Source organism: Rhizobium sp. PRIMUS64 (genome assembly GCF_023006465.1).
GTDB classification, from domain to species: Bacteria; Pseudomonadota; Alphaproteobacteria; order Rhizobiales; family Rhizobiaceae; genus Rhizobium; species Rhizobium leguminosarum.
This window is the reverse complement of sequence record NZ_JALBGX010000003.1, coordinates 91,799-107,671: the sequence shown is the minus strand read 5'-3', so window position 1 is coordinate 107,671 and position 15,873 is coordinate 91,799. Positions and strand designations below refer to the sequence as shown.

Sequence of the window (15,873 nt, the reverse complement as noted above, 5' to 3'; positions counted from 1 at the left end):
CTCCGGCTTCAAGTTAGGCCGTACCAGGTCCCGCGACCCGCTCCATGAAGCGTCAGATGCCCCTGCTCGGTCAACACCCGAAGATGATCCTTGACGGTGTTGCGGCTTGCGCCTGTGGCCTTGGCCGCGTCCATCACCGTAACGCGCCCGCGCTCACGCGCAAGTTCGAGGATCGAGACCGACAACTCCGGCAGGTCGCCCAGCAGGATACGTTCACGCTCGATCTTGCGCTCGAGTCGCTGCTTCTGGCGCTGCAGGCTCCGGAGGAAAAACTCGATCCACGGGTTCCAGTCCTGTTGATCTGTCCGGATCGTGCCCTGCGTTCGGCGAAGCGCGAGGTAATAGGCTTCCTTGTTCTGCTCGACAACGCTTTCGAGAGAGCTGTATGGCACGTAGGTATAACCCGCCCGAAGGAGCAGCAAAGTGGTCAAGGCTCGCGACAGGCGGCCATTGCCATCCTGGAATGGATGGATTTCCAGAAAGACCACCACGAAGACAGCGACGATGAGCAGAGGGTGGAACGTCCCATCCTTCTCCTGGGCCTGTTGCCAGGACACCAGTTCCGACATCCGGCCTGGCGTATCAAAGGGGGATGCTGTCGCGAAGACGACGCCCAGGCTTCGTCCATCTTCGTCGAAGGCTTCGACGTTGTTGGCAAGGGTTTTCCAGTTTCCCCTGTGTCGCTCATCCTTAGTCGAGTGAGCGAGTAGATCGCGATGGAGTTGGCGGATGTGATTTTCGTCAAGCGGGATCGCGTCGAAGGCGGAGAAGATCGTTTCCATTACCTCGGCATAGCCTGCGACCTCCTGTTCGTCTCGGCTTGTGAACGAGCCGATACGGAGGTTCGAGAGCAGTCTTTCGACTTCTCGGTCGCTCAGTTTTGCGCCTTCGATACGGGTCGAAGAGCCGATGCTTTCGATCGTCGCGACCCGGCGCAAGCTGGAGAGCCGATCTGGCGCGATACGACCGAGCGCTCGCCATGCGCCTTTGAATTCGTCGATCTCGGCGATCAACGACAGGATCTCAGGCGTGATACGCAATTTCGCGAGATCAAGGGTCGTCATCCATTATCCCATCCGTTTCCATCCGAATGGGATATGACATACTAGGCTCCATTTTTCCATCCATTTTCATCCAATAAGGAAGAACGGCGGAAAAAAGTCAGAGCGGGAGAGGCCCCGCTCGGTGGCGGGGCCTTCGCCGGATCTCAATCCTGGTTGGGGCGAGACCAAATCAGCTGGTAGCCGTCCTCGCCTTCGACCTCAGCGAGGCGTTTGGTGCAGGGATCAAATTTCAACGTTTTGCGCCTATGCGGCGGGGATCGAAAATAGCTTGACTGGTCAAGCATGCCACACAAACATAACGCCGCCCGCTGCCATCACATCGGTAAAATGAAGTTCAGAGTGACGAACTGGGCGGAGTATGAGGCGGGTCTTCGCCGCCGTGGCAGTTTAACCCTTTGGGTAACGCCGGAAGCACTTATCGGTTGGGCCGCGCCACGTCGCAAGACGAGAGGGGGCCAGCCGCGTTACTGTGATCTGGCGATCGAAACCACTTTGATGCTGGGCATGGTATTCGGGTTGCGTTTGCGCCAGAGCGAAGGGCTTCTGAGTTCGGTGCTCGACATGATGGGATTGGGTTTGCCAGTGCCCGATCACACCACGCTGAGCCGACGGGCCAGAACTTGGGAGCCATCGGCCAGAAGCAACGACCAGCAGCATGTGGCGGATGGCCCCGTTCACGTTCTGGTCGACAGCACTGGACTGCAGATCTATGGCGCCGGCCAATGGCTGGAAGAAAAACATGGTGCAAAGTCCCGACGTGGCTGGCGAAAGCTGCACCTGGCTGTTGATGCCGACAGTGGCGAGATCATTGCACATAGTCTGACAAATCAGGAAGTCGGCGATGCCTCGAAGCTGGAGCCGTTACTGGATCAGATCGACGAAGAGATCGACCAGTTCACTGCCGATGGAGCTTACGATGGCACTCCCACCTATGACGCTGTCCTACTTCACAGCCCAGGCGCAAGGGTGTCATTCCACCGCGCTCGAACGCTGTTGAACGGCCCAACGCCCAAGCATGCTGCCAGAGAGACGACCACATCGCCTCCATGCAGATAGATGGCCGGCTGACATGGCAGACATCCACCGGCTATGGCAAACGAGCTTTGGTTGAAACCGCGATGGGTCGATACAAGGGCGTCATCGGTCCGCGGCTACGTGCTCGTTCATTCCGTGCGCAGCAGACAGAAGCTACGATCGGCGTCACCATTCTTAACCGAATGCTTGCCTGTGGACGCCCGAAATCGGTTCGCTGCGAGACATCGGCGCCGGCAACGAAATAAGCGACCTATCAAAGACTAAATTCCGCATATTTGCTGATCCCCGCACCAACGCTAAGCTGATACAGTTTTTCAGGGTCAGGTCCCATTCTGAGGAACGTCAACCTATCGCTGATGAAATACGCTCGCAGATTTGAAGACCTTGCCGCCCAAAAAAATTCGGCGCCTTGAAAGGATTCGAACTAGCGGCCCCTTGGTGGACAATAGAGCCAGTTGAAAAGCCAAGCCCGTCGGGTGCAGCAATATCCCTTTCGAAAACCTTTTAAAAACTCAGTTCATTCAATTACCGATATAAACGCCGGGATCTGTTGCTCGAAGAACTTCGAGAACGAGGCGATACGGGGCGGCAGCACCTGATACGGGGGGTAATACAGGGTCAACCATAAGTCTGGCGGCGCCCAGTCCCGCAGGACGTGGACGAGCCGTCCGGTCCTCAGGTGCTCGGCCACATGGAACTTGGGCAGCATGGCGACCCCGACGCCGTCGGCCGCCATCCTCGCCAACACCTCTCCGCTATTGGCGCTGAATGCCCGGCCCGCAGAAATCGTGGCGCTACCACTGCCGTCCGACAGCGTCCAGGTCTCCCGCTTGCTGTCACCGCTATAGGCCAGGCAATCGTCTGGAATGAGCTCGTTCGGATGCTTCATGTCGGAAAACCGGCTGCCTGGCGCTGCGACGAGGATACGGCGCACGACGCTGATCTTGCGCCAGATCGTGAACTTGTCCGAGGGTGCCGCGGAAATGCGGATTGCCAGATCATAGTCGTCATCGATGATGTCAACGAGTCCATCCGCAAGCGAGATCTCGAAGCTGATCTTCGGGTAGCGTTCCTTGAAGGCCGAGAGGATGGGCGGCAGGACCTGCTGGCCGAACCAGGTCGGCGCGCTGATTCGCAGGCGGCCATGATCGGCCTTGTGGGTATTCATCACGTCCTTGCGCGCGTTGTCCAACGCCTGCACCGCCGGCTGTATCTGGGCGGCGAAGATCGCGCCGTCGGTCGTCAGCGACACCTGGCGCGTGGTCCGCATGAAGAGTTGCACGCCCAGGTCTTCTTCCAGGGCCGCGATCGCCCGCGTGACGGCGGCCGGGGTCATGTCGAGTTCGCGTGCGACCTGCGCGAAGTTGCGTTTCTCGGCGGCCAGCAGAAAGGTTCGAAGCAGCTTGTAGTCGTTCATTGATTATTTCACCTGAGGCAATTCACTGACAATTATTATTGCAATTCCGACCGATGATCAACGGGCGTAGGTTTTCAATCACACCAGACAAACCAACGCAGCCGCGGAAGGGCGAGCATCATGATCAAGGATATCAAGGGACTGCATCACATCACGTCGATGGCATCGGATGCCCGGCAGAACAACGCGTTCTTCACGGACACGCTTGGCCTGCGCCGCGTCAAGAAGACCGTGAATTTCGACGACCCCAACGTCTACCACCTCTATTACGGTGATGAGGCCGGCACCCCCGGCTCCGTCATGACCTACTTCCCTTTTCCCGACGTAATGCGCGGCCGCCCAGGCGTTGGCGAAGTCAGCGAAACACAGTTCGCAGTGCCTAAGGGCTCACTCTCCTTCTGGCAGGATCGCCTGTCGGCAAAAGGAGCCGTCAACCTGCTTACCGACACTGCCTTCGGCGCTGCCCGCCTCCTGTTCAAAGGGCCGGACGGCGAAGGGTTTGCCCTTGTCGAAACGGAAAATGATGGCCGCAAGGCCTGGACTGGTGCCGGCATCGACGAAAGCGTTGGCATCCGGGGCTTCACCGGTGCTAAGTTCCGCCTGCATGACACCGCTGCCACGTCCGAACTGCTTGGGTTCATGGGCTACCAGCGCGCCGAAACGGATGGTGCCGTCACCCGCTTCATCATCCCCGGCGGCAATGGTGCGGATACGATCGACCTCGAGGTCCTTCCGAACACACCTTTCGCAAGGCAGGGCGCAGGTTCGGTGCACCACATCGCGTTCGCCGTCGAGAACCGCGCAAAGCAGCTCGAAGTCCGCAAGGCCCTGATGGACACGGGTTACCAGGTAACACCTGTCATCGACCGTGATTACTTCTGGGCCATCTACTTCCGGACACCCGGCGGCGTCCTGTTCGAAATCGCCACGAACGAACCCGGTTTCGACCGCGACGAAGATACGGCACGCCTCGGCGAGGCTTTGAAGCTGCCGGCACGGTACGAGCCTTATCGTGAACAGATCGAGGCCGGGCTGGCACCGCTCGCCGCCTGACGTCGCTTTCCAACAATAAGGCGGCATAACTTTCAAGACGTGCCGCCTTCCCTGCCCCATTACCTACCTTCAACTCAGCCAAAGGAAGATACGAGATGTCCAGCAAGCTTCAGGTCCTCACCCCGCAGAACAGTCAGATCATCTTCATCGACCAGCAGCCGCAGATGGCTTTCGGCGTTCAGTCGATCGACCGCCAGGTATTGAAGAACAATGTCGTCGGTCTTGCCAAGGCCGCCAGGATTTTCAACATCCCGACCACAATCACCACCGTCGAGACCGACAGCTTCTCGGGTAACACTTTCCCGGAACTGCTCGCCGTCGTTCCCGAGAACGACATCCTTGAGCGCACATCGATGAATTCATGGGACGACCAGAACGTCCGCGACGCACTTGCCAAGCAGGCTGCCGATGGCCGCAAGAAGATTGTCGTCGCTGGCCTCTGGACGGAGGTTTGCAACACGACCTTCGCGCTCTCCTGCATGAACGATACCGACTACGAAATCTACATGGTTGCGGATGCTTCCGGCGGCACCTCCGTCGATGCGCACAAATATGCGATGGACCGCATGGTGCAGGCCGGCGTCGTTCCGGTCACCTGGCAGCAGGTCCTGCTGGAATGGCAGCGCGACTGGGCCCGCAAGGAAACCTACGACGCGGTCACGTCGCTGGTGAAGGAGCATTCCGGCGCTTACGGCATGGGCATCGATTATGCTGTTACGCATGTCCACGGTGGTGCCGAACGCGTCAAGCACGGCAAGCGGATCGGCCCGAACCCTGCCAAGTAAACCGTCAATCACTCCGGCCGGCTGCGTCCTGCCGGAGTGATTTTCTTTCACCACGCGAGGTTCCCCATGAAACTCTATCTTCTTTCACTTGGTGCCGGCCTGCTGGTGGGCGTGATCTACAGCCTGCTCAATGTCCGCTCGCCTGCGCCGCCTGTCGTCGCGCTCATCGGGCTGCTCGGCATCCTTGTCGGCGAGCAGCTCGTGCCGCTGGCAAAGAGCATCTGGGCTCGCGAGCCTGCCGCCGTCTCCTGGTTTCATCAGGTCAAGCCGCACGTGTTCGGTCACCTCCCGAAAGGTGGGCTGAATATAGCGAAGACGCCCTCCCCGAGCGACGATCCGACATCGGGGAAAAGCTGATGACGACGCGCCGCACATTCCTGGGCGCAGCATCGAGCCTCGCCTTTTCAAACTTGTTTTCACCGGCCAATGCCGCCGATCCCAACAAGACCGGAGCCGCTTCCATGTACGCAGACATCGTTCTTCACAATGGATTGATCACGACGCTTGATCGCGCGAATCCGAACGCCACCGCAATCGCCGTCAAGGACGGCCTATTCATGGACGTGGGCACCGACCGTGACGTCATGGTGCTTGCCGGACCCGATACGAAGATCGTCGATCTCAAGGGCAAGCGTGTATTGCCTGGTCTGATCGACAACCACACGCACGTCGTGCGCGGTGGCCTGAACTTCAACATGGAGCTTCGCTGGGACGGCGTGCGGTCGCTCGCCGATGCGATGGACATGCTGAAACGACAGGTGGCGATCACGCCTGCTCCGCAATGGGTGCGTGTCGTCGGAGGCTTCAGCGAACACCAGTTCGCGGAAAAACGCCTGCCGACGATCGACGAGATCAATTCTATTGCACCGGATACGCCTGTCTTTCTGCTGCATCTCTATGACCGCGCCTTGCTGAACGGTGCCGCGTTGCGCGCCGTCGGTTATACCAAGGACACGCCGAACCCTCCAGGCGGCGAGATTACCCGCGACGCCAACGGCAATCCGACGGGCCTTTTGCTTGCCAAGCCGAATGCCGGCATTCTCTATTCGACTTTGTCGAAAGGGCCCAAGCTTCCGTTCGAATATCAAGTCAATTCCACCCGCCAGTTCATGCGCGAACTGAACCGGCTGGGCATCACCGGCGTTATCGATGCCGGCGGCGGTTTCCAGAATTACCCGGACGACTATGCGGTGATCCAGAAGCTCTCGGACGAGGACCAGCTTACAGTACGTCTGGCCTACAATCTCTTCACGCAGAAGCCGAAGGAAGAGAAGCAGGATTTCCTTAACTGGACGCAGTCGGTCAAATACAAGCAGGGCAATGACTACTTCCGCCACAACGGCGCTGGCGAAATGCTCGTCTTCTCCGCGGCTGACTTCGAGGATTTCCGCCAGCCACGGCCCGAAATGGCGCCGGAAATGGAGGGCGAACTGGAGGACGTCGTTCGGGTGTTGGCCGAAAACCGCTGGCCCTGGCGGCTTCACGCCACCTATGACGAAACGATCAGCCGCTCGCTCGATGTGTTCGAGAAGGTCAACAAGGACATCCCGCTCGAGGGACTGAACTGGTTCTTCGACCATGCAGAGACGATTTCCGATCGCTCGATCGACCGTATCGCAGCGCTCGGTGGCGGCATCGCCACGCAGCATCGCATGGCCTATCAGGGCGAATATTTCGTCGAGCGATACGGCCACGGCGTTGCAGAAGCGACACCGCCGATCAGGCGCATGCTCGATAAGGGCATCAACGTCTCTGCCGGTACCGATGCGACGCGCGTCGCCTCCTATAATCCGTGGGTCTCGCTGTCCTGGATGGTAACGGGCAAGACCGTCGGCGGCATGCAGCTCTATCCCCGCGCCAATTGCCTCGACCGTGAAACGGCGCTGCGCATGTGGACCGAGAAGGTCACTTGGTTCTCTAACGAGGAAGGCAAGAAGGGCCGCATCGAGAAGGGCCAGTTCGCCGATCTCGTCGTGCCGGATAGGGACTTCTTCACCTGCCCAGAGGATGAGATCTCGTTTCTGTCCTCGCAGTTGACCATGGTCGGCGGCAAGATCGTCTTCGGTGCGGGCGACTTCAAGTCACTCGACGAGAACGACGTGCCTCCTGCGATGCCGGACTGGTCTCCCGTGCGCACGTTCGGCGGCTACGCGGCATGGGGCGAACCGCAGGGCGCAGGCATGAACTCCTTGCGCCGTACCGCGATCTCGACGTGCGGTTGCGCCAGTTCCTGCAATGTCCATGGTCACGACCACGCCGGCGCCTGGACATCGAAGCTGCCGATTGCCGATCTCAAGGGCTTCTTCGGCGCGCTTGGTTGTGCCTGCTGGGCCGTGTGACGCCGCGCGGTATCGCGCCCGCATTGAGTGGCAGCGGCCTCCGCTGCCCAATTTGCTCTATCGGATCGTTTATTGCGAAAATCGCAATTAAATCGAAATAATTGATGCAATTGTTGGCGATAATCTTTCTGGCCAATATCGCTCCACCAGCGGCAAACAAAGCCGCTTGTTTTGATCGACAACACGACAGGAGCAGACATGATTGATCATTTTTCGTCCAGCCGTCACCGGGGCTCTCCTCTTGCGCGGATCATCACTGCACCAGCGACACGGTTCGTCGCGCTCCTCGCTCTCTGCGCGGCCTATATCCAGGGGCCGCTCACCAAGCTCTTCGATTTCCAGGGCGCAATCGCTGAAATGAACCATTTCGGTCTGCATCCGGCGGCATTCTTCGCGGTCGCCGTTATCGCCTTCGAACTAGTGGCTTCGGCCATGGTGGTATCGGGGATCCTTCGCTGGGCAGGTGCGCTGGCGCTCGCCGGGTTCACACTCTTTGCTACCCTTATCGCCCTTCGTTTCTGGGAGCTGCCCCCGGGCATGGACCGCATGATGGCAACCAATGCCTTCTTCGAACATCTCGGGCTCGCTGGCGCTTTCATCATTGTCGCGACAATTGATCTGACCAAGGGAGCTGGCAAATGAGCACTACCAAATCCTCCGGGAGCAGCTTTGCCCCCCTTGCCCAGCCCGTCTTTGCAGTTCTGTGGGCGGCAACCGTCCTCGGAAATACCGGCAGCTTTATGCGCGATGTCGCCAGTTCCTGGCTCATGACCGATCTATCGGCCTCGCCGGCGGCCGTCGCGCTGGTGCAGGCGGCCGGAACCCTGCCGATCTTCCTCCTGGCGATACCTGCAGGCGTGCTCACCGATATTCTCGATCGCCGCAAATTCCTGATCGCCGTGCAGATCTTGCTCGCGTCGGTCAGCGTAAGCCTCATGATCCTGGCAAATACCGGCATGCTTTCGGTCGGTGCGCTGATCGGCCTGACCTTCCTTGGCGGCATCGGCGCCGCGTTGATGGGGCCGACCTGGCAGGCGATCGTACCCGAACTGGTGAAGAGAGAAGACGTCAAGAACGCCGTCGCGCTCAACTCGCTCGGCATCAATATCGCCCGGTCGATCGGGCCGGCTGCCGGCGGCCTGCTCCTTGCTGCCTTCGGCGCGGGCGTCACCTATGGCGCGGATGTTGCGAGCTATTTCGTCGTCATCGCGGCGCTCGTCTGGTGGCCGCGGGCAAAGAACGCGAATGATGCATTGGCGGAAGGCTTCTTCGGCGCGTTCCGTGCAGGCCTGCGCTACACCCGCGCCAGCAAGCCCTTGCATGTCGTACTTTTGCGTGCGGCGATCTTCTTTGCCTTCGCGAGTGCCATCTGGGCACTCCTGCCGCTCGTCGCCCGAGAGTTGCTCGGCGGTGACGCAGGCTTCTACGGTATCCTGCTTGGCGCCGTTGGCGCCGGCGCGATCGGCGGCGCATTGCTCATGCCTAAACTGCGCGAGCGTTTTAATGCCGATGGCCTGCTGCTCGGTGCCGCTGTTATCACAGCACTCGTCATGGGCGCTTTGTCGCTCGCGCCGCCGAAATGGGTCGCCATCATTGTTCTGCTCTTTCTCGGAGGCGCCTGGATCACTGCCCTGACCACGCTGAATGGCGCAGCGCAGGCCGTGCTCCCAAACTGGGTCCGCGGTCGCGGGCTGGCGGTCTATCTCACCGTCTTCAATGGCGCGATGACGGCAGGTAGCCTTGGCTGGGGCGCCGTTGGTGAAGCTGCTGGGGTGCCGGGAGCGCTGCTGATCGGCGCGGTGGGACTGCTCGTTGCAGGCTTCATCATGCATCGTTTAAAGCTGCCGGCCGGCGACGCGGATATGGTGCCGTCCAATCACTGGCCAGAACCCTTGGTCGCCGAGCCTGTCGCCCACGACCGCGGACCTGTTCTGATCCTCATCGAATACCATGTCGAAAAACATCATCGCACAGCCTTCCTGCATGCGCTGGATGAGATGTCCTACGAGCGACGCCGGGACGGCGCCTACGGATGGGGGGTGACGGAAGACTCCGCCGATCCGCAAAAGATCGTCGAATGGTTCATGGTCGAATCCTGGGCAGAGCATCTTCGTCAGCACAAGCGGGTTTCAAATGCCGATGCTGACCTACAGGGCCAGGTCCTCGCCTATCACTCAGGAACGGACAAGCCGGTCGTCCGGCATTTCCTCACAATCAACCGGCCGGGGGCCGCCTAGCAACGCGGGAGAGCGGCATCCCCACTACCCTCGAATCACAACCATCAAAGGATCACGGTACGCGACAATGACCGAGAATTTCCCTTCCATCACCCGCCGCAGCGCATTGCTTTCCGGCGCTGCCACCGCAGCCGCCATGGCATTCCCCACATCTTTCGGGTTTGCTGCCAACATTTCTTCCACCCCCACCTCAATCAAAGGAGACAATAGAATGGGCTACATCACCACCAAGGACGGCGTCGAAATCTTCTACAAGGATTGGGGTCCGAAGGATGCCCAGCCGATCGTCTTTCACCATGGCTGGCCGCTCTCTTCGGACGATTGGGACGCACAGATGCTGTTCTTTCTGTCGAAGGGTTACCGCGTTGTCGCCCATGACCGCCGTGGTCACGGCCGCTCTGCTCAAGTTTCTGACGGTCATGACATGGACCACTATGCCGCCGATGCCTTCGCCGTGGTCGAAGCGCTTGATCTGAAGAATGCCGTTCATATCGGCCATTCGACCGGCGGCGGAGAAGTTGCCCGCTACGTTGCAAAATTTGGCCAGCCCGCTGGCCGCGTTGCCAAGGCCGTTCTGGTTTCCGCCGTCCCGCCGCTGATGCTCAAGACCGAGACAAATCCGGGCGGCTTGCCATTGGAAGTGTTCGATGGCATCCGCCAGGGCGTAGCTGAGAACCGCGCGCAGCTCTTCGTCGATTTTCCCACTGGTCCGTTCTATGGTTTCAACCGCCCTGACGCCAAGGTCTATCCGGGCGTTATCCAGAATTGGTGGCGGCAGGGCATGATGGGCAGTGCCAAGGCCCATTACGACGGGATCAAGGCCTTCTCCGAGACCGATCAGACGGAAGACCTGAAGGCAATCACTGTTCCGACGCTCGTTATGCACGGCGACGACGACCAGGTCGTGCCGATCGACAACGCCGGCAAGCTTTCCGTCAAGCTGGTGCAGAACGGCACCCTGAAGATCTATCAGGGTTATCCGCATGGCATGCTGACAACCCATGCCGATGTCCTGAACGCCGACCTCTTGGCATTTGTCCAGGCTTAATTGGACTGTCCGGGTGAGGCCGTTTCGGCCGCACCCGGATCCGGCCACACAAGCTCGACCAATATGGCCATCGCCGTGAGTTTTCTGTTCTGAAGCTTAGCTCAAGAGCAGTGCTGCGCGATTGTGTTTCCGTCAGTGTCGGTTGCGCAAGCGCCAAGCCGCAGGAGGCACTCCCTCGGCCCTCGTGAAGGTTGCGACGAATTCATTTTCGTCAGGAAAGCCGCACTCTGCAGCGATCCGGGCAATAGTTTCACCGGTTCTGCTCAGTTGCGATTGGGCTCTGCTCATTCGATATGACGCGATCCATTCCGAAACTGACTGCCCGGTCGTGCTCAAAAATCCGGAACAGAGCTCATCGACTGAAAACCCGCACGCTTCGGCGATCTTATCGACCGGTGTGCCGCCTGATAGGTTCGCAGCTATGTACGCCTTGATGCGCTTTTCTTGCAGCGGAGACAGTTGACCGGTGCCCGAAAGGTGCTGGATGGGGGACCGCCCATAACGATGCGCAAGATGGGCGCTTAGCGCTAATCCGATATGAGGAAGCAGTGTGTCCCTGACTTCGTCCGGCATGTCGAACATCGGTATCAGTGCAGCGCCGATATTGCGGACCACCTGATCGTCAATCCCGCGGCAGGTTATGAGGTCATCAATACGCGGCTCGCCTGCTTCCTCAGCGAGCTCGATAAAAAGCGCGCTTGGGATATGAAACGCGAGTGCTTCGAAGCGGCCACGAACAGAAATTGCGGCGCCGTTCCTCAGACTGATAAGACACATAGAACCTCTGGAATAGGCCTTCAGAGGTGTCCGTGCACCGTCCGGGCGGACGTCACAATGATCAACGTCGACGAGATAAAGCATGACCAGAAAGGCGTCATCAGCCGGCAGGAGGATTGTATGTTCGCCATTGTCATAGGAGTGCTCGAGATGGACGACAGCGAGCTTTGCCTCGTAAAGAGGCCTGATTGCCAGCGCCCTTGCAGCACTAATCCCAAAACACGCCGCAATTCTCTCACTGACCGTCAACGCTTCACTCACATGTGTCTCGATCATCCTGGCTGGGGACTGTATAGCCGTCCCGACGAGATGCTGCGCTTCGAAGTTTCCTACACAGGTTTCAAACGGCAATATTGAACAAAAGGATCCTCGCGGGGCCGATTTAACAAATTGTCGTGTGGCAACTTAGCGTGGGAAAGCTACCAAGCCGGCATGTCCCGTGTTCGAGTGTCTAAAAATGAAAGAAGTGCGTCGTGGTCCAAGTTCTCCCCCTCCGCCACCAATCTTCCACTGGAAACTCGACCGACGGGTTCGGGTGCTCGTTGAAGCAGTTGTCGATCAACCAAAGCCTACCTGGTTCAGACATCGATATCTTTCGGAAGGCGACAGTCAACACTAAACTCGATCAGGTTATGACACCGGCAAGCGATCGAGGTTTCGTCGTGGGGGTTTCCTCGCTCGGTGGCCACACGCGGCGCATCTTCCACGAACATCGTGCGGAAGCTCACGACTTTACCGAGAACTCGATCTATATTCGCAACCTTTCGGAGGCCTACAAGGCGGATCTCCGCGGTCCTTTCGATTTCGTGTTGTTTGAGATTTCGCCAGCGTCCCTCGGCAAAATTGCCGATGATGCTGAGATGCCCGGCGTGACGTCGCTGTCAGTTGAAACCGCGTCAAAAGATATTGTGCTTGCTAATCTCGCTCGGGCGCTGATCCCGGCACTCGAAAAGCCGGACGAAGCCAACGCGCTGTTCGTCGAGCAAATGACGACAGCCATCGGTACCTACCTGGTCCAGCGCTACGGCGGCCGGCCAACGGTAGCCTCCGATAGGTCGGGCAGCCTCTCGCGGACGCATGAGGATCTGGCGAAAAGTCTGCTTCTTGAGAACCTCGACGGCAACGTGTCGATTTCCGAAGTCGCGCAGATGTGCAACCTGTCGCGCGGCTATTTCATTCGCGCTTTTCGAGAGACGACCGGTATGACGCCCTATCAATGGGTCCTTCGTGAGCGAATAGACCGTGCCCGCAACCTCCTGCGGAACTCAGATACTCCGCTCGCCGAAGTGGCCATCGCCTGCGGCTTCGCCGACCAAAGCCATTTCACGCGCGTCTTTGCAGGTATAGTCGGCACCACGCCTGGCAATTGGCGGCGCAACACCTGATCCAGACGAATCCTCTTGGAAGATTCGTTCGAACCGGAAGCTCTTGACCCGATTCGAACCTGAGACACACCAAATCCCACAGTTCCATCCGAGGTGCGCTAAATTGATTCACTTGCCCGATCTTCATGCGCGTGGCGAATTCGTATTACAAAAATTGTCTCATCATCTTCGATCCGCTTTGAAGGGATGAATTCTAACGGGCGGATGAATCTCATCCCGTTCGCGCGCGATGCGTGGATTGACAGCTATCAGATCAAATAATGCGAAAAGTTCATTGTGGTATCGCTTTGCCTGGCCTGCCCCGAACATACGGACACCTTGCTCGGCGATCGCAATAATGTCCTCTTCCGCTTCGGCAGAAAGCTTAAAACTCATGACTTGCTGGCACGAGCCATCGCTTCAGCAAAGAGTTCATCCTTTGATCGGATGCCGACACCACTTTGGAGCCCGGCCTCGACGAAGCTTTGCATGGCGGCGATCTTGTCGTTTCGCGTCTGGTCGCGTCGGATCAGGTCGCGCACGTAGTCGCTAGCATTCGAATATCGCCCGGTCCTGGCCTGGGCCTCCACCCAATCCTTCATCGGGCCTGGAAGAGATACGTTCATCGTGGCCATTGATAACCTCCATTTGAAGGCAACTTAGCCGATTTTGGCAAAGTTTGTCAAAAGCTCGAACGCCTCCGATGAGATGTGGAACAGTTCATCTCGATAGCATCAACTTCAATGACTTGGAGATCTACACCAAGTGCAACATGGGCGTTCGGTCCCGTTCGCCCTATCGTACGATTTCGCACCGCTCTTGTTCCGACCCCGGTTGTTCGTGCGCGGGCCGCGTTTGCCCTTCGTGCCGCCCGGCAAACAATCCTTGATCCGTTCCCACTGGCCATCCCGAAGCGCATCACAATCCACGGCCGATCTCCAAAAGTCAGCCTTGAATCTGATTTGCGCCTCCGGCAGAATCCCAAATCGTTAAATCGTCACCACGACCTAATTCGGTCGAAGCCTTTTGGTCGCAATCATCATGACGAGATCTTCGGAGGCATCTGCGAGCGCCAGTGCCAATTCCGCAGCCGACCATCCACGTTTCTGCAAACTGACGAGCATTTCCACCATCGCGACTTCGACTTCTCGTCTGCAGCTCGAAATCGGCTTCAATTCGATTTGTTTCTCATCACATGCCGTGGTCATCGTAGCCTCCGCTCTGCCATATGAAAGGCAGCGTTAACAATTTCGACAATGGGTGGATATGGTAGGGGTTGCATGCAAGCCTCGAGCCATTACACATCGACACAGATTGCCTCGGCTGCGCGCAACCCCTCGCGCGCCATTATTTGCCGATGTCCGGCATCAGGAGCGTCTCGCGTGAATCTGCACAATAGGTGGTGGAATTCTTCCCGGCGCCTGAGGGATGCACGCCGAATGAGTCCTGTTGCAAGCCAACGCTTGCGCAAAGCGCGCAAGAACAATCCTCCGATGGTTCACGACCTATCCTCCTATTTTTGCTTGTTTTGTTTTGAACAAATATCGTTGTAAGTTGCCGGCGCCTCGAAACTACATTGCACCGGCAGCTGCGTATTTTGGAAGTTCCGAACTTCCTTCGGAATTAACCATTACTCATTTAGATATATGAACAGGACGCAATTGTCGTTATCGCCGCATCCTGAAAATTATCAGTCCGTCCATTTATGCTCGCCAGGGAATATGATAGGTAGCGGTTTTGTCGCAAACTTTTTAAAAGGCCGCAGAAGCGGCCATCGCTGGACACAGTTATGCAGCGAGTGCGGCGAATTGCTGAAGTGCCGATTGGCCACTGGTTGAAAATTGGCGCTTGCGGATCATGTGAGCCACCTCGATACCATCCAGTGTTGCTGACGCAGACTGAAAGGATTTGAACCCCTTCATGGGGCGGGTCAGCTTCTTGATAAACCGGTGGTCCTGCTCAATCGTGTTGTTGAGGTATTTGACCTGCCGGATCTCGATCAGCCAGAACCATCCATACAACAGCAGCCGCCAGTTGATGTTTTGCAATCCTGCCAGGTTCGCGCCGCTCTTGTCGATGACGACCTTTTCGGGCCAGCCATTGTTCTTAATCGTGCGGGCGAAGAACGCGCTGGCCGCGGCCTCATCGCGGTGCTCAGACAGCATGAAATCAAGGGGTTTGCCGAATTTGTCGACAGCCCGATAGAAATAGGTCCACTTGCCTTTGACCTGGATATAGGTCTCGTCCATCCGCCAGGAGCTGCTGGTTGCGGATTTGCGCCGCTGGGCCTGGCAGGCAATCAGGGGCGAATATTTCACGACCCATCTGTTCAGCGTCGCGTGGTCAACGGTAACGCCGCGCTCGGCCATAATCTCTTCCAGATCACGATAGGAGACCGCATATCTCACGTAGAAAAATACCGCGTATAAAATCACGTCTTTCGGGTAATGACTGCCTTTGAAATCGACCATGATCGTGAAACTCAATCTGCCTGCTCATCTCAACCCCAGATCTACGCCTACAATGCTGGTTGCAAACCCGGTGAAAAGTTTTGCGACAGAACCCTTTTCTCAACCCCTTCGACATCAGTGCGGAGACGGAGCGCGGAGCGTTGATATGGCTGCCGCTCGTGGAGCGTTATTTCCCCATCCCATCCCTTCGCCTCGTTGTCCGCTCGAAAGGTGTCCTGGAGACTGCAGCGGCGAGGCTCGCCGAAAACATCAAGTCGCAAACGAGTGCGTACAGCGGATGAAT

15 protein-coding genes and 3 pseudogenes are annotated in these 15,873 nt (G+C 58.0%); 9 read left to right on the top strand and 9 right to left on the bottom strand.

Going from position 1 to position 15,873, the window contains the following annotated elements:
* Positions 1-8: 8 nt before the first annotated feature.
* The gene (locus MOV76_RS02820; RefSeq protein ID WP_247263764.1) at positions 9-1,064 is read right to left on the bottom strand and encodes a Fic family protein; all 1,056 of its coding nucleotides are present in this window, start codon (positions 1,062-1,064) and stop codon (positions 9-11) included.
* Positions 1,065-1,346: 282 nt separating this feature from the next.
* On the opposite strand from MOV76_RS02820, the pseudogene MOV76_RS02815 reads away from it, so the two are divergent.
* Positions 1,347-2,344 (top strand): annotated as a pseudogene (locus MOV76_RS02815) (IS5 family transposase).
* 272 nt (positions 2,345-2,616) lie between these two features.
* Here the strand turns inward: MOV76_RS02815 and MOV76_RS02810 are convergent.
* Positions 2,617-3,516, bottom strand: coding sequence for a LysR family transcriptional regulator (locus MOV76_RS02810; protein ID WP_247263763.1), 900 nt, complete (start codon positions 3,514-3,516; stop codon positions 2,617-2,619).
* Between the two features lie 120 nt (positions 3,517-3,636).
* Here MOV76_RS02810 and MOV76_RS02805 point away from each other — a divergent pair, with 120 nt between their 5' ends.
* From MOV76_RS02805 to MOV76_RS02780, 6 genes are all read left to right on the top strand, one after another.
* Positions 3,637-4,569, top strand: coding sequence for a VOC family protein (locus MOV76_RS02805; RefSeq protein WP_247263762.1), 933 nt, complete (start codon positions 3,637-3,639; stop codon positions 4,567-4,569).
* A 95-nt stretch (positions 4,570-4,664) separates the two neighbouring features.
* Positions 4,665-5,354: a hydrolase gene (locus tag MOV76_RS02800; protein ID WP_018517690.1), complete on the top strand. Its 690-nt coding sequence runs from the start codon at positions 4,665-4,667 to the stop codon at positions 5,352-5,354.
* 66 nt (positions 5,355-5,420) lie between these two features.
* On the top strand, positions 5,421-5,711 hold the full coding sequence (locus MOV76_RS02795; protein ID WP_247263761.1) for a XapX domain-containing protein: 291 nt from the start codon (positions 5,421-5,423) through the stop codon (positions 5,709-5,711).
* Positions 5,711-7,693 (top strand): amidohydrolase, encoded by a 1,983-nt coding sequence (locus tag MOV76_RS02790; RefSeq protein ID WP_247263760.1) that lies wholly within the window; start codon positions 5,711-5,713, stop codon positions 7,691-7,693. The genes MOV76_RS02795 and MOV76_RS02790 overlap by 1 nt, the downstream gene beginning before the upstream one ends.
* 198 nt (positions 7,694-7,891) lie before the next feature.
* On the top strand, positions 7,892-8,335 hold the full coding sequence (locus MOV76_RS02785; protein WP_065275889.1) for a DoxX family protein: 444 nt from the start codon (positions 7,892-7,894) through the stop codon (positions 8,333-8,335).
* Positions 8,332-9,930 (top strand): MFS transporter, encoded by a 1,599-nt coding sequence (locus MOV76_RS02780; RefSeq protein ID WP_247263759.1) that lies wholly within the window; start codon positions 8,332-8,334, stop codon positions 9,928-9,930. The genes MOV76_RS02785 and MOV76_RS02780 overlap by 4 nt, the downstream gene beginning before the upstream one ends.
* 24 nt (positions 9,931-9,954) lie before the next feature.
* Here MOV76_RS02780 and MOV76_RS02775 read toward each other — a convergent pair whose 3' ends face one another.
* Positions 9,955-10,113: a hypothetical protein gene (locus MOV76_RS02775; protein ID WP_247263758.1), complete on the bottom strand. Its 159-nt coding sequence runs from the start codon at positions 10,111-10,113 to the stop codon at positions 9,955-9,957.
* 28 nt (positions 10,114-10,141) lie between these two features.
* Here MOV76_RS02775 and MOV76_RS02770 point away from each other — a divergent pair, with 28 nt between their 5' ends.
* Positions 10,142-10,978: an alpha/beta fold hydrolase gene (locus MOV76_RS02770; protein ID WP_247263757.1), complete on the top strand. Its 837-nt coding sequence runs from the start codon at positions 10,142-10,144 to the stop codon at positions 10,976-10,978.
* Between the two features lie 132 nt (positions 10,979-11,110).
* Here the strand turns inward: MOV76_RS02770 and MOV76_RS02765 are convergent, their stop codons facing one another.
* The gene (locus MOV76_RS02765) at positions 11,111-12,004 is read right to left on the bottom strand and encodes an AraC family transcriptional regulator (protein WP_113543160.1); all 894 of its coding nucleotides are present in this window, start codon (positions 12,002-12,004) and stop codon (positions 11,111-11,113) included.
* 302 nt (positions 12,005-12,306) lie between these two features.
* Between MOV76_RS02765 and MOV76_RS02760 the strand changes: the two genes are divergently transcribed.
* Complete coding sequence (locus tag MOV76_RS02760) at positions 12,307-13,140, top strand: helix-turn-helix domain-containing protein (protein ID WP_247263795.1); 834 nt, start codon at positions 12,307-12,309, stop codon at positions 13,138-13,140.
* Positions 13,141-13,238: 98 nt separating this feature from the next.
* Here MOV76_RS02760 and MOV76_RS02755 read toward each other — a convergent pair.
* The 5 genes and pseudogenes from MOV76_RS02755 to MOV76_RS02735 form a co-directional block, all read right to left on the bottom strand.
* A pseudogene (locus tag MOV76_RS02755) lies at positions 13,239-13,515 on the bottom strand (type II toxin-antitoxin system RelE/ParE family toxin).
* Positions 13,512-13,754: a type II toxin-antitoxin system ParD family antitoxin gene (locus tag MOV76_RS02750; RefSeq protein ID WP_028739446.1), complete on the bottom strand. Its 243-nt coding sequence runs from the start codon at positions 13,752-13,754 to the stop codon at positions 13,512-13,514. The pseudogene MOV76_RS02755 and the gene MOV76_RS02750 overlap by 4 nt, the downstream one beginning before the upstream one ends.
* A gap of 195 nt (positions 13,755-13,949) precedes the next feature.
* A pseudogene (locus MOV76_RS39990) lies at positions 13,950-14,048 on the bottom strand (IS5/IS1182 family transposase); the annotation flags it as partial.
* A 78-nt stretch (positions 14,049-14,126) separates the two neighbouring features.
* Positions 14,127-14,327, bottom strand: a complete 201-nt coding sequence (locus tag MOV76_RS02740; protein ID WP_247263756.1) for a hypothetical protein — start codon at positions 14,325-14,327, stop codon at positions 14,127-14,129.
* Between the two features lie 579 nt (positions 14,328-14,906).
* Complete coding sequence (locus tag MOV76_RS02735) at positions 14,907-15,590, bottom strand: IS6 family transposase (protein ID WP_247263794.1); 684 nt, start codon at positions 15,588-15,590, stop codon at positions 14,907-14,909.
* Between the last annotated feature and the right edge of the window lie 283 nt (positions 15,591-15,873).